The following is a 22780-nucleotide window of genomic DNA, read 5'->3' as shown; positions in this document are numbered from 1 at the left end:
TACACTCTCAAAAGTGTAAAAATTGTAAACAAGGCAGGGAATGCTGTGAAAATATTCAAAAAAATAAAAACCCTACAATGGGTTGTGATGCTGATGAGCCTATTATCTGCATCAACAATGGCGACTAACTTTAACTACACCAATCTAGAAATTGGTTTTACCGGAAACCCATCAGGGTTAGCTGCAACGGGCAGAATAGCCTTTATGGACGGCGCGCACTTTGTGGTGAACGGAAGTAGTCAATTTGAAGGGGACTGGATCGCTTCGGGCGGTGCTGGCTTTCATGCGCCAATCAACGGTTTTGTCGATGTTCATGGCGACGCTCGCATCTATTCAGTGAAATTTCCGCAAGATGATAAACACGATTTCGGCGAGCTTGCGTATGGCGTAAACGTGGGCTTGAGAGCATGGATACTGCCACAAATTGAGGCAAATGCGGTTGTCGGTCAGGTCGCCTTTGATTCTGATGACACACGCAGTATTGTTGAAATAGGCGGACGTTTCCACTCAACCGATGCGCTATCAATCGGTGCGAGCTATCGCGCTAATGGTCTTTATAAAGAACAATTTTATTTTAATGTCAGGTTCGAGTTTTAGTCGATAAAACATCTGTCCACAACGGAATCACCAAATAAGCCACAGTGCGAATTTAGCGAGATAGTATCGGTGTAGTTGGTCAACGCCGCCGTTTTTTTTGGGGAGTCAGCTTAACGTGCTGACGGACGATCGCGATTCGCTCGGTGTGAACCCAAAATAGCGTTTAAATTCTCGGCTGAACTGAGAAGGGCTGCTATACCCCACCCCATAACACACTTCCGCGACTTGAAATCCGGATGAAAGCATTGACCGCGCTTTGTGCAGCCTTAATGATTTCACATACTGAATCGGTGACACTGACGTCACTTTTCTGAAATGTTCATGCAGTGTCGACGAGCTCATACCCGCGACACTCGCTATTTCTTCAATATCAAGATTACGCTCAAAATTCTGTTCAAGATAATGTACTACTGGGGCGATGCGATTAGCCCCTGCATGATTACTCACGCTGTTTCGCAGTAAACCGCCGCATGGGCCTTTCAACACCTGGTAATACAGTTCTCGACGCAAAGAATCTGCCAAAATCTGCTGATCCATGGGGTTATCCAGTGTGTCCACCAAACGACTAATTAGGTCAGCAATTGATGCCGTTAACCTTGTTGATTGCGTCAGTGCCATTTGTTGTTCATTGATTGAGTCACGCTGCCAGGGCGCCATTTCCATCATTAACTGTCCGACCAAATGCTGGTCAATCGCCAAGCTTAGTCCTACATAAGGCTTATCTTTGCTTACTTCCGATAGGCTGGCTTCAACTGGTCGCGTCACTGAATTGATGAGGTAAGTGTGTGTGTCGTAAATATACGATGACTTTCCTGTCGTTACACGCTTCTGTCCTTGTAACACAAAACAAATCGTTGGCTGAAGGACAAGCGGGATCAACGGGATATTTGACGAACACGAATACAGTTTCAGCCCATCAATAGCCGTGAGGTGACAGCCTTCGCTGCCCATCTTTGCAACGACTTGTTTCGCCAGTGACGATGTGAATTCCATAAGTGCTTCTACTCCTGATATACCCAAACAACCTCACGTTGTAGGGTTGAGTTCACCTTTGAGGTTGTTTGGGTATAGCCGGACAATTATGACACTTAAGATGCATCTAATGTGAAACCAAAGCGATAACTCGTAGTTTTAGGCAAGAACTTTGGAACATCTCGATAACAAAAAGAACAAACGGCAGCCATAGTGACAAACGATAAATAGACTTCCCCGTTCCTCTCAAAGGAAAAAGAACAACGCTGCCGACCCTAGGAAGGAGATAACCATGGCCGTTTCCGTCAATATCAACGGACAAGATTACAATCTCGATATTCCCGCCGATACACCATTGCTTTGGGCTATTCGCGATAATCTACAACTCACGGGTACAAAGTTTGGCTGTGGATTAGCGCAATGTGGCGCTTGCACTGTGCATATGGCAGGCCAGCCTATACGTTCATGTGTTACCCCTATTTCAGCCGTTGTTGGTCAACAAATCACGACCATCGAAGGTATTGAATCAAAGGCTGCGGATCTTATTCAAGCCGCGTGGGAAAAGTTGGAAGTGCCTCAATGTGGATACTGCCAGTCAGGGCAAATCATGGCTGCTAGCGCACTTCTTGCCAACAACGCCTCTCCGTCAGATGCAGACATTGACGCTGCCATGTCCGGAAACATCTGCCGCTGTGCAACCTATGTGCGTATCCGCCAAGCAATTAAAGATGCGGCTACCGCGCTAAATGAGGTCGCATAACATGAGAGATTACCTTAAAGGATATGACCCTCTTAAGACAGAAAGCGGTCACGAAGAAGGCACCAGCCGCCGCGGCTTTATCAAACTGCTGACAACGGCAGGTGCAGGACTCACACTGGGCATTCATTTACCGAGTATCGCTGCAAAAGCGTCAGAAACGGCAGGAGCGCCTTTCTCACCTAACGCCTTTGTTCGCATTGGTGCAGATGACACCGTCACCATTGTCATCAAACATCTCGATATGGGGCAAGGCGTGACAACAGGTTTAGCCACGATTGTAGCGGACGAACTCGATGCAGATTGGGCAAAAGTCACCACAGAAGCTGCACCTGCCAATGCAAAGGAATACAACAACCTGTTATTTGGGCCAGTTCAAGGAACAGGCGGCAGTACTGCTATTGCCAACTCCTTTATGCAGATGAGATATGCGGGCGCGAAAGCGCGGTCCATGTTGGTGAATGCGGCAGCGAAAGTATGGGAAGCTCCCATCGATAAAATCGTCGTCAACCAAGGCGTTATCTCCCATCAAACCACTGGGAAATCAGCCACCTTTGGTCAAATGGCAGAGCTCGCTGCGTTACAGAATGTACCGACAGATGAGCAAATAACATTAAAGTCTCCCGAGCAATTTACCCTTATCGGTAAAACAGGCACGCCTCGAAAAGATAAAGGAAAAAGCAACGGCACAGCGGTTTATACCCAAGATGTCCAGCTTGAAGGTATGCTTACTGCTCTGGTGGCACACCCTCCAGCGTTCGATGCAAAAGTCGTGTCGTTTGATTCAACAGCCGCCAAGCAATCACCGGGCGTGGTCGATGTAGTACAAATTCCCACCGGCATTGCTGTGATTGCCACGGATTTCTGGAGTGCAAAAGTTGGCCGCGACAAGCTAACAATCGAATGGGACAGGTCGGCATTCAAGAAAAACACAGCAGAAATGAAGGCAGAATATACAGCATTGGCGAATAAGCCCGGCCTGTCGGCACGCAACGATGGTGATGCGTCGGAGGTCCTGTCTAAAGCCAAGACCGTGGTTGAAGCCACGTATTATTTCCCTTACCTCGCCCATGCACCGATGGAACCAATGAACTGTGTGATCCTTGCAGATAGCGACAAAGCGGAGCTATGGTACGGCGCACAACTTCAAACCATTGACCAAGTTTCGGTGGCAACCGTGTTGGGGCTAAAACCGCAAAATGTCAGCATTAATACACTCTTTGCTGGTGGTAGTTTTGGTCGTCGAGGCAACCCGAAGTCAGATTATGTTGTCGAAGCCGCACACATAGCCAAGAAGCTACCCAATGTGCCTATTAAGCTGGTTTGGACTCGCGAAGACGACATGAGAGCGGGCTACTACCGCCCTATGTATGTACACAAAATTCGTGGGTCACTTGATGCAGATGGAAACATTGAAGCGTGGGAGCAACGAATTGTCGGACAGTCGATTGCTGCAGGCACACCCTTTGAACAATTTATGGTAAATGGTGGTGTTGATGCGTCATCAGTGGAAGGTTCATCAACACTTCCTTATGCCATACCCAATTTTTCAGTTCAGCTTCATACGGTCACTTCACCGGTTCCAGTCTTGTGGTGGCGATCCGTTGGGCATACCCACAACGCCTTTTCCACAGAGACTTTCTTTGACGAACTCGCTTATACAGCAGGCAAAGATCCCGTCGAATTCAGAGCGGCACTACTCAAAAATCACCCTAGACATCTTGGAGTGCTCAAACTCGCCGCTGAAAAAGCGGGTTGGGGAACGCCACTACCTGAAGGTCGAGGACGCGGCGTTGCAGTTCACGAGTCGTTCAACAGTTACGTGGCTCAGGTGGTCGAAGTGACCGTCAAGAATGGACAGATTCAGGTAGACCGTGTGGTATGCGCTGTTGATTGTGGCGTGGCTGTTAATCCTGACATCATCACAGCACAAATGCAGGGAGGTATTGGCTTTGGCTTGTCACCTGCGCTCATGAGCGAAATCACCTTACAAGACGGTGCTGTGGTGCAATCCAATTTCCACGACTATTTGGTTCTCAGAGAAACACAAATGCCAGAAATTGAAGTGCATATTGTGCCATGTGCAGAAGCCCCTACGGGTGTGGGGGAACCGGGTACACCGCCCATTGCGCCGGCTGTTGCCAATGCTGTGTTTGCCGCTACGGGGAAACGTCTTTATGACTTGCCGATGAAACTGTCGTAGGTCGTAGTAGCTTGAACAGTAGTAAACGAATACTTACCGATTGCCATCAACAAGGTACGGAAGCATAAACATGTCCAACCATCTTCTTCATTTGTTGAGTCAGTGGTATCCCGAAAAAGACAATGCCGAGTGGGTGCTCGGCACTGTCTTCAAAACCGAAGGCCCCTGCTACCGCAAAGCTGGCGCCATGATGTTGTTCAACAGTTTTGGACAACAGTTGGGCATGTTAAGTGGCGGATGTTTGGAATCTGACATTCAGCGTCATGCCAAGAAAGTGATGGCGACGGGTCGTCCCATGACAATGGTTTATGACAGCCAAGATGAAGATGACCTCTCTTTTCAACTCGGCATTGGGTGCGGAGGAACGGTGCATATCATGTTGCACCCAATTTCAGCCAATAACGATTACCTTGCGCTAGACACCTTGTATCAACATCTCTCCGCGAGAAAATCGGGTCATTATTTTCAGAGAATTCCGACGAACGATGATGAAATTGACGCCCAGTTCGTTCCTTCCATCGCTGCTCACCACCTTCGCAGTGATAAAGAAACAATTGCAAGCAAGGTGCAAGAAGGCAAACAAACATGGCTTAAAACCTATGTTCAGCCACCCGTACATTTGATGGTCGCAGGCGGAGGGTTTGACGCAATACCTCTCGTGAACCTTGCCCATCAGCTTGGATGGAAAGTGACAGTTTGGGATCCTCGACCCGCCAACGCGCGTCGTGAATACTTCGGAAATGTGGATGAGATTTTGCGATCATCCGCCGATTTACTCGATACATATTGTCAACAGTACGGTGTTGATGCCGCCATAGTGATGACACATAGCGTTTCACTCGATGCCTCTGTCCTCTCAGCACTAAAAACGTCGTCCATTCGCTACCTTGCATTACTCGGCCCCGTTCATCGCAAAGACGAAGTCCTGGCCATTGCAAAGTTATCTTTGTCACAATTCCCCTGCAAATTACACGCCCCTGCCGGTTTGCAACTCGGTGCAGCATTGCCAGAAGGTATCGCAATCTCTATGCTTTCAGAATGTATTGCAACGCTTAATAACGCGAACGCCATGTCGTTCAGTGGTGCCCTATCAGAATGAAAAAAATCGCAGCCGTAGTTCTTGCCGCGGGTCGATCTTCGCGGTTTGGCAGCTGTAAAGCACTCGCCCTGATCAACGATCGACCATTAATTGAATCTGCTATTGAAGCAGCAAAAACTGCCACGCCTGACGTTTTCGTTGCCACGGGTTATTGGCATAACGAGCTTGCTCAAGCAGCCCAAGACAACGCTTGGAATGCACGTCTTCTCTTTATCGAAAACTGGCAAAGCGGGATGGGTGATGTGATTGCCAGCGTAACGAATACGCTTGGCGATGATTATGAAGCAATTTTATTTCTTCTTGCCGATCAACCCGCGATTACGGGCGACAACATAGCGCTGCTTTGTCAGGTCTATGAACGCCACAACTCCGATGCCGCTTGCTGCCAATATCCAGACACAATAGGCGTTCCAGCCATTATTAGCGCCAATGTGTTTAGCGAGCTAAAAGCACTACAAGGTGATCACGGTGCCAAAGCATTACTAATGGATAAAGCACACTTAATTGACAAGCTGGTGCTAGACCAGTGCAACATCGATATCGACACGCAAGAAGATCTCGATAACTACGTTCACTATCTCAACAACATGTCGTCATATTGGTGATTTAATGCAGAGATAATGAGATTGATAGATAGCAAAAAGCCATCCTATGCGGATGGCTTTTTTCACGTAACGGCCTACTCTGCGTTGCCTGCCTCTATTAAGAACAAGGCGTGGCTGAAGCTAAATTGCTCGAGTTTTCCTGTTTGCTTTGAATCATCATCTGACGAATGGTGATCGGTGCACAAATCAATGTCGAAGCAACCAGCAAAGAAACAGGAACCGCCGTGATCACGATGAACGACTGAAGAGCACCCAAGCCACCTTCACCAGCCAACAGCAATACCGCCGCAACAACACCCAATGTCATCGCCCAAAACAAACGATGATATTTAGAAGGCGTCGCATCTTTTGACGTCACTACAGCAATAGAATACGCCATAGAATCACCCGTTGTCGCCACGAATGTGGTCGTCAAAACTAAGAACGCTGGCACTAAAATCGCCTGAAGTGGTAACTGCTGTAGCATAGCGATCAGCACTGCAGGTAAGCCTGCCTCGGCAAGGGGACCAGAAATACTACCCGGCTGAGACAGCTCAAAGAAAATACCTGTACCGCCTAGTGCACTAAACCAAAAGTTCGTCGCAATCGGCGCACAGATAGCCACCGCAAACACCAAATTACGAATACTTCGGCCATCAGAAATTTTAGCGATGAAAATTGCCATCATCGGCGCAAAGCCGATAAACCAACCCCAAAAGAACCACGTCCATCCTGTCATCCAACCCGCACTGTGGTCGCCCAAACTCAAAGCTGGGAAATTCACAATATAACTGCCGAACGCCGAGCCGAATTGTTCAAAAATGAACGTCGTTGGGCCGAGTATGAGTACCGCGACCAAAAGCGCGACAGCACCGATGACATTCATTTTGGATAGCCACTGCAACCCTTTATCCATCCCCGTGAAGGCCGAAATGGAATACACAGCAACGACGGCAAACAGAATGCCGATTTGAAGCGTTAGCGTATTTGCCACGCCAAACAAGGATTCAACGCTATAGCCTAATTGACTAGCCAGAAACCCAATGGGACCAATGGTGCCGGCTGCAACACCTACAATCGAGAAAGTATCTACAACCGCACCAAACCAATGGTTTTCCAGCTTCTTGCCAAATAGGGGATAAAGCAACGCACGTGGACGAAGTTTCAAGCCCTTCTTGTGGTGAGCGTGCATCAAAATGATGGTCGACAACGTCCCTAACACTGCCCAAGCAAGAAAACCCCAATGGAAAAAGCTTTGCCCTAACGCGCTAGACACTGCTCCTTCTGTGGTTGAACTTAACTCGGAAAATGCTGGTGGTGCAGAGATGAAGTGGTAGACAGGCTCAGCCGCCGACCAGAAAACGCCGCCACCCGCGAGCAAGGTACACATGATCATCGACAACCAGCGGAAGGTACTGATATCAGGTTGAGTCTTATTGCCCAATGTCATACGACCTGCAGGAGAAATCGCGATGAAAAGTGCCAAAAGGAAATTCCCGACCATTAGCCACTGCCAAAACGGTCCGAAAAAATGCGCGGATTTTGCAAAAAGTGTATTGATGATTTCCGAGAAGCGCGAGATATCCATTGTCGCGGCCAATAGAAATGCTGAAAAGAAACCGATGGTCAATGTTGAAACAAGTTTATCGCTAGAAATTAGAGATTTAAAAGTCATGCTGCTCTCACTGTGGGCGTGAGGGATGGAACTCTACCAGCACATTTCGGTGATCTCCATCACTTTATTCGTGTCCTAATGAATTTTCGTTACATTCACAGCCTTTCAAAACACAAAATAGAAATCCAACCATTTGTTTTATATTGTTAATTTGAAATCATGTCATGATAGACACTTTTTTCAGAGCCGTTTATCTCAATGAGATCTAAGTATTTGCGGTAATAATCTTCACTCGTCGTGGGAATGACGGCATAGCCATACCCATAATCTTTCATCGCTATCAGTGTTTTATGCAGTAACTGTCTGCCCACTCCTTTTGCTCTCGCATTTTCTTTCACACCCAGAGGGCCAAAGAACCCTTTCGCGGTGCCATCAAAGCACGAAAATCCCAATATTTCGTTATTTTCAATGGCGATAAAAAGGCTGTTTTTACGTGAATAAGCAGTGTCCGCTTCACTCCGCCATTTTTCATTAAAATGGGTTTCAATCCAATCCAGCAGCATGTGCTTTTCTGGCCCGATCGGCTTTCTAATCGTCACCGCTTTTATTAATGCTGCACTTTCTATAAATGGGTTTTGGTAAAGCTTCACTAAGTAATCCATTAGTCACCTTTGGGATAGATATATAACGACGAAAGCGCCACCGATTCCACACATTACATTAACGAAAACGACCCTTCAACAAAACAATAAACCCTCGATAAAACAACAAATAGAGAGGTGGTGCTTCACACATGCCACTGACTAAACCTTCGTTACACATTAACGACAATAAAACAGGTAAACACTGAGTATTTATACGTGTTTTTAGCCAAGTTATTCAATAGAATCACGCCATATTCGACGAGCGAATTCTCATCCCAAGGAAACAAAGCATGGCATTTTGGAACAACAAAGAACGCGAAATGGCACTTACCGCTAGGTTGTGTGAGCTTGAAACGAATTACAAAAAAAAGCTAACCGTGTTGGAGCAACAAATCGAAGAAAAAGATGCACAAGCTTCGATATTACACACTCGTATCGAAGACCTATTAAAAACAAGTCAGTGCCAACAGCAAGGTGCTCAAATGTTGGAAACGATCCGAGAAGGTCTCCTCAGCAATGCCGACATTCTTGTTGCTGAAAAAAACGAGTTGGCTGCGCTTGACGATATGTTCGCACAAACCCTTTCTGCAATATCAAATCTGTCTTTGCGAGCAAATCGAATCACTGAAGAAGCACAACGTAACCAATCCGCGGTTGCCGAACTCACGGAAACAACTACATCTATCAGTCGATTTGTTTCGGCTGTAAAAGAGATATCGGAACAAACCAACCTTCTGGCCCTTAATGCCGCGATTGAAGCTGCACGCGCAGGCGCCGCAGGGAGAGGTTTTGCCGTGGTAGCTGACGAAGTGAGACAATTAGCGAGAAAAGCCGGAGAAGCAAGCAGCCAAATCGAAGCGCTAGTTAAAAAAGTCATCGCGCAGAACCGTGATATCCAAGCTTTGGTTGAAGAAAGCCAGCATGGTGCTGAAGATGTTGCCACTTCATCAACACAGATTGAGACTGTCGTTTATCAAGTGATCGATAAATCAAAGAACATGCAGCGCGTTATCCAAAATGCCGCAGTTTCATCGTTTCTTAACACAGTAAAACTGGATCATGCCGTATGGAAAAGCTCAGTCTATAAATATGTCAGCAACAGCGACTATTCTCAGCAAGTTAACCGCCATACCGAATGTCGTTTAGGGAAATGGTACTTTGAAGGTGAAGGCGCTAAGCACTTTAATTCATTGCCTTCCTTCATCGCTATCGATTCGCCACATAAACAAGTTCACGAATCAGGCCGTCTTGCACTTGATGCAGGAAAGCGTGGTGATTTTCATTCAATGGTTGGTCATCTAAGGATGATGGAAGAGGGCAGCATTCAAGTCACAACCGCCATTGATAGACTTATTTCTGAAAGCGCGAGTTAATCGTTCGTTTAGGAATGTGTTCGTTACGCTGCTCGTCAGCAATTAAAAAAAGCCTGAATATTCAGGCTTTTTCCATTTTTCGCTTCTTTGATTTTGAATGTGATTCAACAATCTGTTTGTGCAGTGCCAACGCTGCCCGTTGCAATCTTGGATGCAACTGAACCTGTCTAGTTTCCACCAGCGTCTTATTTAAATTAATTACCGATGCAGTCAAACACGCCGCTACTTTAACTTGACCCAGTTTTTGTGCGTACATCGCGGTTTTAATCGCCATAAATGCACGCTGATCATTTTTCTTGTAGCTTTGGGTAGCGAATCGCTCGAATCTTAAGAAATCTTTGTGATAAGAATTATGAATTCGAAAGACATGCTTGTCGTAGTATTCTTTGTACTTGCTGTAACTACCCGAACGGTTCGCTTGCATGAGCTTCTTTACCCACTCAGTCGACTTGATCGTTTCTTTCTTAAACAAGCCGGTTAGCCATGCAAACATTTATTTCTCCTACTTGCTCATCTCAAACCGTTACCCTTTGAGGGTATCCAATTCGCACGTGATTACGCTTTTTTACGCTGTCTTACCCCTCCGTTTTGCGGCACATAGCACACACTGTACGGAATCGGCAGATTCTACTGAAAATTGAATCAAAGTGCGCAAGTAAATTGTTAGTTATTGCGATGATCGTGGGCTAAGTCGCCACGGGCGATGCTCACTCCTTTTAACTGTGCATAAACTTCCTGACCTTCCAATAAGCCAAGTTCATCCAATGCCCACTGAGTAATGTTTGCAAGCAATGTTTCGTTACCGACTCGCAACACCAACTGACAATAGCCGCTCTCTGATGATAAAGAGGTAGCGCTCTCAATTGACTGAATAACCGACGGGATCACATTGCGAATGCTGGTGTCATTAGAGCGTGTTTTTGCAATAGAGATATCGTTAGCGAAAATACGCAACCTAACCGACGCGCCAGCATTCTCGTCGACTTTTGTCACCCACAGCGGCTGCCCTTCTAGATCTAACTGTGTCATCGCATAAACAGGATGAGAGCCAACAACCGTCGCTGTAACCAGTGCACTCTGTTCTTTCGCTGCCAACCATGGGCGCATGGGTAGTGACCCCCAAACATCATGTAACGAACCATTGGCGATAACCTCACCTTTTTCCAACAGCAACATATGGTCAGCAAGCTGTAATATTTCATCCAAACTATGGCTAACATATATGACAGGGACATGTAATGTCTGAGCCAAACGCAATAGATAGGAGATGAGTTCTTGTCGGCGGGGCTTATCCAACGAGGCCGTTGGCTCGTCCATGATCAGAATTTCCGGGTCTGACAATAGTGCGCGACCAATGGCAACACGCTGTTTTTCTCCCCCGGATAAGTCATTAGGATAACGAGAAAGTAACGCGCCAATATCTAGCAAGGAAACAACCTCGTTAAATTTGTCGCTATTGGATACTTTGCTTCCATAATTGAGGTTTTTCGCCACAGACATATGAGGGAATAGCCGGGCATCTTGAAACACATAACCGATGCGTCGTTGCTCTGGCCGCAAGTTGACACCAGCAGTGCTGTCAAACAGTACTTTGCTTCCAATGCGAATACTGCCTGAATCTGGCGTAACTAAACCGCTTATTGCGTTAATCAACGACGTTTTGCCTGCACCCGATCGTCCGAAAACCGCGGTGATCCCAGTAGATGGAATGGATGCAATCAATGACAGCGAAAAATCTTCTCTTTGGAGTGACACATCTAAGGCGATCATTTAATGCCCATCCTTCGCTTCATTCTTCGGCTTAACCATTCAGACCCAAACAAAGACAGCAGCGCGATCACAATGGAGATCGCACATAATCTCGCCACACTTTGCTCTGCACCCGGTGTTTCGAGAAAGGCAAACATGGCTAGTGGTATGGTTTGTGTCTCCCCCGGGATATTGGAAACGAACGTAATGGTTGCCCCAAATTCACCCAGGCTTCGCGCAAACGCCAATACAAATCCAGATAAAATCCCCGGCGCAATCAGAGGCAAGGTCACGGAGTAGAAAACGCGCCATCGTGACGCTCCCAGTGTTCGTGCGGCCTCTTCAAGCCGCTGATCGACCAATTCTAACGACAGTCGAATCGCTCTTACCAATAAAGGGAACGCAACAACAGCAGACGCCAAAGCTGCGCCTTTCCAGCTAAACGAGAACGTCACACCGAACGTGTCATACAGCCACTGTCCAACCACGCCACGCCGCCCCATAACAACCAAAAGCAAATAACCAATCACGACAGGAGGTAACACAAGAGGAAGATGAATAAATCCATCTAATAACGATTTCCCAACAAACTGCTTTCTGGCGAGAACCCATGCCACGGCAATACCCAGCGGCAAACTCACAGCCACAGCGACCAAGGAAATTTTCAAACTGAGGGACAGTGCTTCCCATTCAACGGGGGTTAAAAACATGTCTTATTGGTGCTCTAGTGGTTTGTTGATCACGATGAATCCGTTATCACGCAAAACGATTCTCGCTTGATTGGAATCTAAGTAGTCAAAGAAAGGCTGCGCAGCGAGCGTCGCGTCGGTAGTTAACGCTTTAGGGAAAACGATTGGCGTATGAGTGTTATTAGGAATATCTGCCACAACACTTACCGAAGGCGACGCTATGGCATCAGAGCGATACACAATGCCCAGTGGCGCTTCACCGTGCTCGACCAATGCCAAAGTGGCTCGAACACTGTTTGAAAACGCCATTTTGTTTTTCAGCGAATGCCAAATGCCAAGTGATTGAAGCGCTTCTTTGGCATAAATACCCGCAGGCACATGACTCGGATCAGAAATAGCAATACGACTGCTGCCAATAGCTTTTAGTAAAGCATCAGGCGTCAAACTGATAGTCTCAGCGTCGTCAGGGTTCGCAATCAGCACCAAGGCATTTTCTACCCAAGGCGACACAGAAACGGGATCAATAACCGCTTCAGAAATCGCATAATCCATCCATTTTTCATTGGCTGAAATATAAATATCTGCGGGCGCACCGTACGCTAACTGACGCGCTAAGGCTGAGGAAGATGCATAAGAAATTGTGATTTTTTTTTGCGTTTCGCGCTCATACTCTTGGGCGATGAGATTCAATGCTGTGGTCATCGAGGAAGCGGCATACACCAAAACCCTATCGCTTGCGGCGACAGAGCCTGCAAACAAAGAGAATGCGGTAAGTATTAACAGGAAGCAGCGTTGCATACGAGCCCTACGTGTACGCGACAGAAAGGCACTATCATAACAACTATTTAAGCGACATACCCGAGCAAACTCAAGATGCTGGTTCAGAGAGAATTCATTTGCTGGCAAAGCCACCAAAGCAATACAAAATTCGTGCTACGCCTCAGTATTGATGACGATCGTATATCTGTTATCCCCAGCCACCAGCATATAGAGAATTTGCTGACCCATTGAAGAGTGAGAGATGAGGTAGTTCCCTTGTGGAAATTCAGTATCAGCTGGCCCGACAAGCACCATGGTAAAATGTTCGACTAAACGCCCATCAATCTCAGTGCCATTTCCACTTTCTTCACGTACTGATTCAACCAATACGTCATATTCGTTTTCTGCACCGTCAATTAACTGAACTGTCTGTCCAGTCAACTTGGAAATATTATCCCAAGACAACACATTCATTCTTTCTCTCCCGACATCCATGTTGGCAATATCATCGTGGTGAAGCCAAATTTATCCAGTTTCATGGTTCACACAATTTCGATGAGTGAGCAGTGATTAAAGTGTAGCCACAAGCCGAGTGACAAACTGATTTTAAGTATGATTTTCTGACAGTTGCCCCAAAAATTATTGAAAAAGTGGCGACTTGAATCAAGGGCGAATGAATGAATCAGTTTTAAAGGTCGTTTTATGGGGAGTAGGAAAGATAAAAATGAAGATGGAGTATTAAACCAGAAACGCCAAGTGACGTTTCTGGTACTGCTGCGATCAACGCATTTTCAAAGGACGCGTATTTTGCGGTTTATTTTGATGATAGAACCACAGGCGTCTGGCTTTATTAGTCATAATAAACACCTCTTATTATTAGTTCAGGTATTAAACAAGCGAACAACACCCACACTGTTTAGACAGCGCACACCGTTAACTTCCTGATTGATATAAAAACACTTCATGTATGCATAGTGTCAATGAATGACGTATCCCCTCGCTTTTTTAGAGGAGCACTTCTTCTAGAGTGGTGTGTATACTCAGATATGCATAATGCAGCTAAAGATATGACAGCGAATAATTGGAAAAATTCCAAACACCATCACGATAAATGTATTTGTATTACATTAGATTGCAAGTTTCAAGTGAATCTCGCCCCAAGCATACTGGCGTCATCACAGTTCAGTTTAAAGCTTGTTGCCCATTAACGCTTTCACAGCCAAACACCTCAAACCGCCATTTCTCGCTGCTATCTTTGACCGAGTTCAGCTACACTCCGCACATCTACCTGTAAAAGAGTAACAAACATGTCTCAAGAAGAGATTGAAATCGAGGCCATTGGCGTCGAAGTGTCAGCGCACCCAGTAGAACTCTACAAAGTATTGAAGATCGCCAACGCCGTTAGCGGTGGTGGCGAAGCAAAGATGGCTATCGTTGAAGGCTATGTTGTCGTCAATGGTGAAGTCGAAACGCGCAAGCGCCGTAAGATCCATGACGGTGATGTAATTGAGTTTAACGAAGAGTTTTACGTGTTACTGTGCGACGAGCCGCCAACACCAGTAGAACCAAGAAAACCAAAGCCTGCCGCAGTCGAGAAAAAACCACAGGCTCAACCAAAAGCTAAAACACAAAAGCCAGCGAAAAACGCTCAAGCTAAAAAGGCTAAACCCGAGAAAGTGGACAAGAAAGCGGCGAGTAAATTGAGCAAAAGTGCCAAGTCGTCACTGAGTGCTAGCGCCAAGACAGTGAATTCGGACAAACCTGCAGAAGACAAGCCAAAAAATGACGCAGCTACAGGGCGTTCGTCCATCACTTTCTAATGCCCATCGGATTAAGTAAGCAGTCATCAATTTACCAATAGAATTTACCAATAGAAAAAGCCACCTATTAAGGTGGCTTTTTGATTAGCTCTAAAAAGTTTAAAATCTAATACTGTGTGGTGGTACCTAACAAAACTTGCCTTACTATGCTCACTACGCTGAGCTTCCTACCTCGTGCTTTTCATTGCATGGGTTCTATCGGACAGTAAGGTCTACTTTCACTTACGATGCGTATTCCTACGCCAGTGTAACATTCCAAATTGTTGTGCAACCCAGTATCAGCGCCAGTCTGTTGCTTTCTGGCTTCGCCGAGCTTGGAGCTCATCCTCATTCGTCAGTCATGTTTGGGTGCAATTTGAGTATAAGAAAACTTGCCAAACGCGCCACGTCACATTTTCATGAATGTGATCCGGTTTCAGAAAACAGTTTTTTGTCGGGTTGGTCACTCATTATCGGCAAGCATTATGCTTTACAGCCCATGTTATATGCGGGTTTGGCATCACGTGTCGTTATGAAAATGGCAAAGTTTTCGCATAGCTATTTAAAATCAAAAAGAAATATTAATGCGCCATCGCAAGCGCACCATGACCGCGTATAATAGCTTCCTATTCACCCGCGCTATCAAAACTCCATGGATGCCAGATTGACAGTTTTTCATTCACCATTTCGATTTATTCCTACCGCTCAAGCATCATTGGCGATGGCATACTTTGGATTGGGCGTTGCTTGGTCGCTATACCACCCCCTCACAGGCTCCATCTCTCGACCGCTGCTTTCTATCATCGGTATTTTACTGATTGGCCCTGTTTGGCTGAAATACGCGCTTGAACCAAAACGATTCTTTCAAGACCTTCGTGATCCTCTGTATGGCAGCCTAATGGCACCAATGACCATGTCGTTGCTGCTCATGGCTGATTTTCTGAGCGAGATGAGCGTAAAAGCTGCTGTCTTCGTTTGGTATCCCGCGATGGCAATGCACCTTTTTATGATGTGCTATTTCTTCTTCTACCAGCTCAAATCGTTTGAGAAATCGAATATTTATCCAAGCTGGTTTTTATATCCGGTAGGGTTGATCAGCAGTACATTGGCTGGACCAAAATTGGGCTTTGGTGACGAATCAACCCTGCTTGCGCACATCTGCATTGGTGCCTACTTCTGTATGCTTCCGTTTGTGTTGTATCGACTTGTGTTTTTAGACAGTCTACCGAGAAACTCTCGCCCCGTGTTAGCGATCATGGCTGCACCCGTCAATCTCGCATTGACGGCCTATTTGGTTAATCTTCCTAACCCTGACCCTGTTCTGGCGGGTGCGCTTGCTGGCGTCGGCATCATGATGACATTGTTTGTCTACCTATGTTACTTCGACTTGTTAAGAGAGCCCTTCCAGCCCACGCTGGCAGCACTAACCTTTCCTTCTGTCATTAGTGCCGTTGCTATGGAACGACTCACTCTGTGGCTAGGAACAGATTTCCCACATTGGTCTTGGCTAGAGCGTTTAGGCTTGATTGAGCTAACTGTCGCCACACTGCTGGTGAGTTGGGTAAGCATTGGCTACATTCGCCATTATGGATTTGGTCGATAGGCTTGGCTTGGCTTAGCTTGGCTTGGCTTGGCTTGGCTTGGCTTGGCTTGGCTTGGCTTGGCTTGGCACTGAAAAAGATAAATAAGAAAAAGCGGGATTAACCCGCTTTGTTTAACATCCCTTCCGTTTCCAGAAAATGAATAATTTCAGGAAGCCCTATTTTCTTTTTGAGGTTTGTGAATACATACGGCTTATTGGGTCGCATCCGCCTTGTATCTGAATCCATCACATCCAGATCCGCGCCAACATAAGGTGCTAGGTCAATCTTATTGATCACCAGCAGGTCAGATCGCGTAATGCCCGGCCCACCTTTACGTGGGATTTTTTCGCCTTCAGCCACATCAATCACATAAATGGTCAGGTCAGCAAGCTCTGGGCTGAATGTGGCACTCAGGTTGTCACCGCCGCTCTCAATGAACACCAAATCCAAGTTTTTGTGTAACTTCGCTAATGATTCCACCGCTTCAAGATTCATCGACGCATCTTCACGAATGGCAGTATGCGGGCAGCCTCCTGTTTCCACGCCCACTATCCTGTCAGCGTCGAGCGCTTTCGCTTCGGTCAGAATACGCTGATCTTCACGGGTGTAGATGTCATTGGTGACCACCGCTAGCGAATAATCATCACGCATGGCTTTACAAAGTACCTCAAGCAACGCCGTTTTGCCTGAGCCTACAGGACCACCTACACCAACACGCAATGGCTGTTTATCGTTCATTGTTCATCTCCTTATGAGCGGAAAAGTCGTGAATACTGAGTTTCGTGACAACTTGAAGCTATCGCCTGCGCAATCGCAAAACTGCCCACGTTGTCATCACTGATTGTTTTTGATTCATCTACCGCACGTTCTAAACTCGGTGTTAATGCCATCAATACTTTTTGACCGGATGTTTGCCCCAGCGGGATCATTTTCACCCCTGCCACAACGGTATTTTCGAGCCAACTCCATGCATAGCCATGACAAAGGCTGTCTTCATCAATGCCCCATTTCAACCCTGCATACGCAAAGCCCGCCAATTGGCTTTTGGTGATCGACGGCACTAACTCATGCTTTTCATTGATCAACTCGAGCCTGATCAGCAATTTTCCCATAGTCCGTCCGCGCTGGATCTCTTCTTGACGCAATTCCAACGTTTCGCGACTGGCATAAAGCCAATTGCACCAGTACTCGATCGCCTCTTTGTCAGAAGCCTCAAACGCCTTGTACAAACGTCGCAAGACAGGCAGTTCCAGTTGCTGCAAGCTGTCATACGCCAGACTTTGTAGCCAATCAGACAATGCCTGCTCATCAGCAACCCAGCCACATTCAATGGCCCATTCCAGCCCCTGTGAGTAGCTGAACGCACCCACAGGCAGGGACGGACTAATGAGTTGAAACAGGCGATACGTTGCAGTCATCAGCTGATGTCTCTTTTTCATCCTCTTTTCCAACACATGCCTTCAATGTATCCACGCCACCCGCATGATCATGCATGACCGTATTGACGATGGTATCGCCACTGGCGGATTCTTTATGTGGATGCGCATTGACTGGCATCGCCATTGATGCAATCAAGACCGCGAATAAGGCGGCAAATAAGGTGCTCTTTTCCATGTTCTTACTCCACTTTTCCATTGTTATTCGTATGGCTAAACGTCGTGTTTTTTTCACTTAGTGATGATGGTGATGACCTGAAGATTGGCCGCCATAAGCGCCAGCCTCGGGTTCAAACGCTGCCATTTCGACAAGCACTTTCCCGCCGAGCAATCCCACCATTTCGTCTAATACATGATCATGTTGATAGCGCACCCAGCCATCACCCACCTGCAAAGGCACATGGCGATTACCAAGGTGATAACTCAAACGTGCCAGCAAATGTGCGCTGTCTGCATGCGCCGTTGACACCTTTTCGTCGGCTGCCACGATTCGTACTTTCGTACCGTCAGTAGAAACCAATACATCACCGTCACGAAGCGTGATGCCTCTCGGCAAAAACAATCCCGCTTCGTGACCATCATCTAGCATGATTTTGATTCGACTCTTGATGCGAGCATCAATGCCGAGATGCACCGTAGGCAGGCTTTCAGCATCCGCTGGAACATTGATAACTTGTGTGAATTCGATCATTCCTTTTCCCTTTAATAAACAGTTTGTTAAAAGCCGGAAACTGCTCAGAACAGAAAATAGCGTTGTGCCATTGGCAGCACATCGGCAGGCTGACACACCAATAATTGGCCATCGGCACGCACTTCATAGGTTTGAGGATCCACCTCGATATTCGGCTGCCAGTCATTCAACTTCATGTCGCTCTTGCTGATGTTTCGGCAATTTTTCACCGCACTAACACCACTTTTCAACTGCAACATGTCGGCGACTCCGTTATCGACGCCCATCTGTGACATGAACAACAGCGAGCTTTGAGCTGGCCCCGCACCGTAAGCGCCAAACATCGGACGATAGTGCACAGGTTGTGGCGTAGGAATTGATCCATTGGGGTCACCCATCGGCGCGGTAACAATCAAGCCACCTTTGATCACGAGTGCGGGTTTAACGCCAAAGAACGCGGGTTTCCACAGTACTAAGTCGGCTAATTTACCCACTTCGATTGAGCCAATCTCGTGGGCCATACCATGGGTAACCGCGGGATTGATCGTGTATTTCGCCACGTAGCGTTTAATACGAAAATTGTCGCTGTGGCTAGGGTCTGAGCCTAATGCGCCAAACTGTACTTTCATTTTGTGCGCGGTCTGCCAAGTTCGGATAATCACTTCACCGACTCGCCCCATGGCTTGAGAATCTGACGAGATCATCGAAAACGCGCCCATGTCATGGAGCATGTCTTCGGCGGCAATGGTTTCACGGCGTATGCGAGATTCCGCAAAGGCAATGTCTTCAGCGATGGACGGCGACAAGTGGTGACACACCATCAGCATGTCTAAGTGTTCGTCTACCGTATTGACGGTATAAGGGCGTGTCGGGTTGGTCGATGAAGGCAGGACATTTGGCAGCCCTGCTGCTTTCATGATATCTGGCGCATGACCGCCCCCCGCGCCTTCCGTGTGATAAGTGTGTATCACCCTATCGCCAATCGCACCCAAGGTTGCTTCCACAAAACCACACTCGTTGAGCGTATCTGTGTGAATAGCGACTTGAACGTCCGTAAGATCAGCAACATTTAAACAGTTATCGATAGCGGCAGGTGTTGAGCCCCAATCTTCATGGAGTTTCAACCCACATGCGCCAGCCGCGATTTGCTCTTCTAACGCGTCAGGTAAACTCGCGTTACCCTTGCCCAATATGCCAAAGTTCATCGGAAAGGCATCCAATGACTCGAGCATACGGTGGATGTTCCAAGGCCCGGGTGTGCACGTTGTCGCATTCGTGCCCGTTGCTGGGCCGGTGCCGCCGCCAATCATGGTTGTCACACCGGAGGTCAGCGCTTCCTCTATCTGCTGTGGGCAGATGTAATGGATGTGCGAATCAACGCCACCAGCGGTTAAGATCTGGCCTTCACCTGCGATCACTTCTGTTCCGGGACCAATGATGATGTCGACATTGTCCTGAATGTCAGGATTACCGGCTTTTCCGATACCCGCAATGCGACCGCCTTTTACTGCGACATCGGCTTTGACAATGCCCCAGTAATCAAGCACGACGACATTGGTGATCACGAGATCCGGCGTTTCATCGCTCGGACACTGACTTTGCCCCATGCCATCGCGAATCGTTTTACCGCCGCCAAATTTCACTTCATCGCCGTACACAGTGAAGTCTTTTTCCACTTCGAGCCAAAGATCGGTATCCGCCAACCGCACGCAATCGCCGGTGGTTGGCCCAAACATTTCGGCATACGCCCTACGCGAAATTCGTGCCATGTCAGTCGTCCTTATTCGTGTTTACAGCGCCATCTAACGGCCCCATGACTTTGCCCTGAAACCCATAAACAGTGCGGCTTCCTGAATAAGCCACCAGCTCTACTGTGCGGCTTTGCCCTGGCTCAAAGCGAACAGCTGTGCCAGATGGGATGTTGAGTCGAAAACCACGTGCCGCCGTTCGGTCGAACGTTAAGGCGTCATTCACTTCGAAAAAGTGATAATGGGACCCTACCTGAATGGGGCGATCACCAATGTTAGCGACATCTATTGAGACCAACGTTTTTCCGGCATTGATCTCAATGTCACCGTCTTTCGCTCGAATTTCGCCCGGTGTAAATGCCGAGGTTATTGACGATGTAGTACTGGAAGAATTACCTGCTTGAGACATGTCTCTGCCCTCACACAATCGGATCATGGACGGTGACCAATTTGGTACCGTCAGGAAAGGTCGCTTCGACTTGCACGTCATGAATCATGCTGGGGACGCCTTCCATGACATCGTCAACGGTCAAAATCGTGCGGCCAAAATCCATCAATTCCGCCACGGTTCTTCCGTCACGTGCTCCTTCCATTATCGCGGCGCTGATCAGCGCAACCGATTCGGGGTAATTCAGCTTCAAGCCACGGTCTTTACGTCGCTCTGCCACGAGCGCAGCCGTGAACAGCAACAGCTTGTCCTTCTCTCTGGGTGTCAACTCCATGGTGCTCACTCCTAAATATGTCGAATGTGTATCAGGTCACGTCCTTGTTGCTGCTTTGAAAGCCTGCATTCTTATTCCCGCTCACGTTCTTATGCCAGCAAAGGCTCTATGTCCGCCAAATACGCGGAATATCTGGCATCTCGCCAGTCCAGTGCTGACGAATCTGCTGCCAGCACAAGGCAAAGATCTGAAAAAGCGCATCGGTTTTTTGTCCCAACGCACGAACGATCAATACGCCATCTATCTGAGTAATACCGAGTTCAATTTCTGCCACTTGCGAAAGCTCGGCTCTCGTTATCCCTTGCTGTTTATGCTCGCCCCACCACTGTTTGAGCAATGCCGCTAAGATTTCTGCATCACCATGAGCGATAAGCGTGCCGCAAACAGGAAGAGATCGCAGACCCGCGGCGGGGAAGCGTGATTGTTCAGGGTTAACTCGCAAGCGTTCGCATAGGATCAGACGATCATCCACCGTGACGGTGGTCATGCCATCAATGACGCCATTTTCAAACGGTGTGTGAGTAGCCGGCTGACCGAGCGTCCACACATCCCAGCCAATGAACTGAGATTGCGCAGTGAGAGAAATGTGGGTGCGGGTGAAAACTCGGGCGTTAGGAAACGCGATATTTTCAAGGGGAAGCCATTCAAGGCGAGCATGTTGATCGACAGTCAGGGTTTGCTTTAACGAACCCACTCGTCCATCCGAACGATAGAATCGCGTTGCGCCTGGCGCAGTTATTAGTGCTTGCGCGCCATTAGCTAGACCGACGGTGACATCCAATGAATCACCGCCCACCACCCCACCCGGTGGGTGTAACAGATGTGTATGACAGACCCCGCCTTCAGGATACAAAGATCTCTGTACAGCCAAAGGGCCTTTATGGGTGCGATCTTTGAGAACCGTTTTATCACCTCGAGTGACAAAACCTAGACGAAGCTCAGCTTCCCAGCAACGGGAAGCCATATCACGATTCACAGGATCAACAGGCCAATCAATCACGGTCTGCGCCATTTGCTCTCCTTTACACCGTCAAGTACTGACGGATCAGATCATCTGACAGATCGTTCATTTCACCACTGGCGACATCTCGACCGCGATCGAGCAGACAGAACCTGTCGCCGACTCTGCGGGCAAACGGGAGCTTTTGCTCAACCAGAATGACCGTGAGTCCCATCTCTTGGTTAAGGTTGACAATGATGTCGCCAATCTCCTGAACAATGTTGGGCTGAATTCCTTCCGTAGGCTCATCCAGTAAGAGGAGTTTTGGGTCAATCACCAGTGCGCGAGCAATCGCGAGTTGCTGTTGTTGTCCACCCGATAAATCACCGCCAAAACGCTTTTTCATTTCCGCAAGAACAGGAAACAATTCATAAATAAACGCAGGAATTTTCCTGTCGTTTTTCGGGCGTATCGGTAAGCCAATTTCTAAGTTTTCCTCAACAGTGAGTCGCGGAAATATTTGTCGCCCTTGGGGCACATAGCCCACGCCTAATCGCGGACGCGTTTCCGCGCGATGACCCACTAGATTCTCGCCTTCCAGCAAAATGTCGCCGTTATCGACGGTTAGCAATCCCATGATGCTCTGCAGTAAGGTGGTTTTCCCGACACCATTTCGCCCCATCACCACAGTGCACTTTCCTTTTGGCGCATTCAGAGACAAATCCCAAAGCGTTTGGCTTTCACCGTATCGCTGATTCAATCCATTCACACTCAGCATGACGTTACCTTTCTTTTTGTTCTCGCTGCACACAGCCAACTATTGCCCTGTGCAGGCATAATC

The 22780-nt window shown here is 47.6% G+C and carries 25 protein-coding genes and 1 pseudogene; 9 read left to right on the top strand and 17 right to left on the bottom strand.

All coding sequences use genetic code 11. From position 1 onward, the window contains the following. Positions 1–45 precede the first annotated feature (45 nt). The gene (locus A1OO_RS14630) at positions 46–597 is read left to right on the top strand and encodes a hypothetical protein (RefSeq protein WP_017003459.1); all 552 of its coding nucleotides are present in this window, start codon (positions 46–48) and stop codon (positions 595–597) included. 105 nt (positions 598–702) lie between these two features. Here A1OO_RS14630 and A1OO_RS14625 read toward each other — a convergent pair whose 3' ends face one another. Next, positions 703–1590, bottom strand: coding sequence for an AraC family transcriptional regulator (locus A1OO_RS14625; RefSeq protein WP_017003458.1), 888 nt, complete (start codon positions 1588–1590; stop codon positions 703–705). Positions 1591–1861: 271 nt separating this feature from the next. Here A1OO_RS14625 and A1OO_RS14620 point away from each other — a divergent pair, with 271 nt between their 5' ends. The 4 genes from A1OO_RS14620 to A1OO_RS14605 all read left to right on the top strand — a co-directional run bounded on the left by A1OO_RS14620 (position 1862) and on the right by A1OO_RS14605 (position 6233). After that, positions 1862–2329 carry a (2Fe-2S)-binding protein gene (locus tag A1OO_RS14620; RefSeq protein WP_017003457.1) on the top strand — a complete coding sequence of 156 codons (468 nt, stop codon included), beginning with the start codon at positions 1862–1864 and terminating at the stop codon, positions 2327–2329. A gap of 1 nt (position 2330) precedes the next feature. Continuing rightward, positions 2331–4529, top strand: a complete 2199-nt coding sequence (locus A1OO_RS14615) for a xanthine dehydrogenase family protein molybdopterin-binding subunit (RefSeq protein ID WP_017003456.1) — start codon at positions 2331–2333, stop codon at positions 4527–4529. A gap of 70 nt (positions 4530–4599) precedes the next feature. After that, positions 4600–5628, top strand: a complete 1029-nt coding sequence (locus A1OO_RS14610; RefSeq protein ID WP_017003455.1) for an XdhC family protein — start codon at positions 4600–4602, stop codon at positions 5626–5628. Beyond that, positions 5625–6233, top strand: coding sequence for a nucleotidyltransferase family protein (locus A1OO_RS14605; RefSeq protein WP_016958631.1), 609 nt, complete (start codon positions 5625–5627; stop codon positions 6231–6233). Before A1OO_RS14610 ends, A1OO_RS14605 begins: the two co-directional genes overlap by 4 nt. A gap of 97 nt (positions 6234–6330) precedes the next feature. Here A1OO_RS14605 and A1OO_RS14600 read toward each other — a convergent pair whose 3' ends face one another. Both A1OO_RS14600 and A1OO_RS14595 read right to left on the bottom strand, forming a co-directional pair. Beyond that, positions 6331–7887: a BCCT family transporter gene (locus A1OO_RS14600; protein WP_016958630.1), complete on the bottom strand. Its 1557-nt coding sequence runs from the start codon at positions 7885–7887 to the stop codon at positions 6331–6333. A 146-nt stretch (positions 7888–8033) separates the two neighbouring features. Continuing rightward, positions 8034–8489 carry a GNAT family N-acetyltransferase gene (locus A1OO_RS14595; protein WP_017003454.1) on the bottom strand — a complete coding sequence of 152 codons (456 nt, stop codon included), beginning with the start codon at positions 8487–8489 and terminating at the stop codon, positions 8034–8036. Between the two features lie 272 nt (positions 8490–8761). On the opposite strand from A1OO_RS14595, the pseudogene A1OO_RS23965 reads away from it, so the two are divergent. Next, a pseudogene (locus A1OO_RS23965) lies at positions 8762–9445 on the top strand (methyl-accepting chemotaxis protein); the annotation flags it as partial. A gap of 24 nt (positions 9446–9469) precedes the next feature. After that, a complete protein-coding gene (locus tag A1OO_RS23960) occupies positions 9470–9844 on the top strand; it encodes a CZB domain-containing protein (RefSeq protein WP_241819240.1) in 375 nt (124 codons plus the stop codon). A 61-nt stretch (positions 9845–9905) separates the two neighbouring features. On the opposite strand, the gene A1OO_RS14585 is transcribed toward A1OO_RS23960, so the two are convergent. From A1OO_RS14585 to A1OO_RS14565, 5 genes are all read right to left on the bottom strand, one after another. Then, on the bottom strand, positions 9906–10337 hold the full coding sequence (locus A1OO_RS14585; protein ID WP_016958627.1) for a hypothetical protein: 432 nt from the start codon (positions 10335–10337) through the stop codon (positions 9906–9908). 170 nt (positions 10338–10507) lie between these two features. Beyond that, positions 10508–11614 (bottom strand): molybdenum ABC transporter ATP-binding protein ModC, encoded by a 1107-nt coding sequence (gene modC, locus A1OO_RS14580; RefSeq protein WP_017003453.1) that lies wholly within the window; start codon positions 11612–11614, stop codon positions 10508–10510. Then, positions 11611–12303: a molybdate ABC transporter permease subunit gene (modB, locus tag A1OO_RS14575; protein ID WP_016958625.1), complete on the bottom strand. Its 693-nt coding sequence runs from the start codon at positions 12301–12303 to the stop codon at positions 11611–11613. Before modB ends, modC begins: the two co-directional genes overlap by 4 nt. Positions 12304–12306: 3 nt before the next feature. Next, complete coding sequence (modA, locus tag A1OO_RS14570) at positions 12307–13080, bottom strand: molybdate ABC transporter substrate-binding protein (protein WP_017003452.1); 774 nt, start codon at positions 13078–13080, stop codon at positions 12307–12309. 135 nt (positions 13081–13215) lie between these two features. Beyond that, complete coding sequence (locus tag A1OO_RS14565) at positions 13216–13515, bottom strand: DUF6916 family protein (protein WP_017003451.1); 300 nt, start codon at positions 13513–13515, stop codon at positions 13216–13218. A gap of 833 nt (positions 13516–14348) precedes the next feature. On the opposite strand from A1OO_RS14565, the gene A1OO_RS14560 reads away from it, so the two are divergent. Together A1OO_RS14560 and A1OO_RS14550 are read left to right on the top strand one after the other, a co-directional pair. After that, positions 14349–14861 (top strand): RNA-binding S4 domain-containing protein, encoded by a 513-nt coding sequence (locus A1OO_RS14560; protein WP_017003450.1) that lies wholly within the window; start codon positions 14349–14351, stop codon positions 14859–14861. A gap of 631 nt (positions 14862–15492) precedes the next feature. After that, complete coding sequence (locus A1OO_RS14550) at positions 15493–16443, top strand: TDT family transporter (RefSeq protein ID WP_035008568.1); 951 nt, start codon at positions 15493–15495, stop codon at positions 16441–16443. 97 nt (positions 16444–16540) lie between these two features. Here A1OO_RS14550 and ureG read toward each other — a convergent pair whose 3' ends face one another. From ureG to urtE, 9 genes are all read right to left on the bottom strand, one after another. Further along, positions 16541–17161 carry an urease accessory protein UreG gene (gene ureG / locus A1OO_RS14545; RefSeq protein WP_016958620.1) on the bottom strand — a complete coding sequence of 207 codons (621 nt, stop codon included), beginning with the start codon at positions 17159–17161 and terminating at the stop codon, positions 16541–16543. An 11-nt stretch (positions 17162–17172) separates the two neighbouring features. After that, positions 17173–17841 (bottom strand): urease accessory protein UreF, encoded by a 669-nt coding sequence (locus tag A1OO_RS14540; protein WP_017003446.1) that lies wholly within the window; start codon positions 17839–17841, stop codon positions 17173–17175. Then, the gene (locus A1OO_RS14535; protein ID WP_017003445.1) at positions 17807–18037 is read right to left on the bottom strand and encodes a hypothetical protein; all 231 of its coding nucleotides are present in this window, start codon (positions 18035–18037) and stop codon (positions 17807–17809) included. Before A1OO_RS14535 ends, A1OO_RS14540 begins: the two co-directional genes overlap by 35 nt. Before the next feature lie 57 nt (positions 18038–18094). Next, a complete protein-coding gene (ureE, locus tag A1OO_RS14530; protein WP_017003444.1) occupies positions 18095–18550 on the bottom strand; it encodes an urease accessory protein UreE in 456 nt (151 codons plus the stop codon). A gap of 44 nt (positions 18551–18594) precedes the next feature. After that, the gene (gene ureC, locus A1OO_RS14525) at positions 18595–20298 is read right to left on the bottom strand and encodes an urease subunit alpha (protein WP_017003443.1); all 1704 of its coding nucleotides are present in this window, start codon (positions 20296–20298) and stop codon (positions 18595–18597) included. A 1-nt stretch (position 20299) separates the two neighbouring features. Next, positions 20300–20686, bottom strand: a complete 387-nt coding sequence (locus A1OO_RS14520) for an urease subunit beta (protein WP_017003442.1) — start codon at positions 20684–20686, stop codon at positions 20300–20302. Positions 20687–20696: 10 nt separating this feature from the next. Beyond that, the gene (gene ureA, locus A1OO_RS14515; RefSeq protein WP_016958614.1) at positions 20697–20999 is read right to left on the bottom strand and encodes an urease subunit gamma; all 303 of its coding nucleotides are present in this window, start codon (positions 20997–20999) and stop codon (positions 20697–20699) included. A gap of 106 nt (positions 21000–21105) precedes the next feature. Beyond that, positions 21106–22011: an urease accessory protein UreD gene (locus A1OO_RS14510; RefSeq protein WP_017003441.1), complete on the bottom strand. Its 906-nt coding sequence runs from the start codon at positions 22009–22011 to the stop codon at positions 21106–21108. Positions 22012–22021: 10 nt separating this feature from the next. After that, on the bottom strand, positions 22022–22717 hold the full coding sequence (urtE, locus tag A1OO_RS14505; protein WP_016958612.1) for an urea ABC transporter ATP-binding subunit UrtE: 696 nt from the start codon (positions 22715–22717) through the stop codon (positions 22022–22024). Positions 22718–22780 lie beyond the last annotated feature (63 nt).

The sequence above is a fragment of the Enterovibrio norvegicus FF-33 genome, from assembly GCF_000286835.2.
Taxonomy (GTDB): Bacteria; Pseudomonadota; Gammaproteobacteria; order Enterobacterales; family Vibrionaceae; genus Enterovibrio; species Enterovibrio norvegicus_A.
The sequence above is the reverse complement of the archived record's forward strand: the minus strand, read 5'-3'. Positions and strand labels throughout refer to the sequence as shown.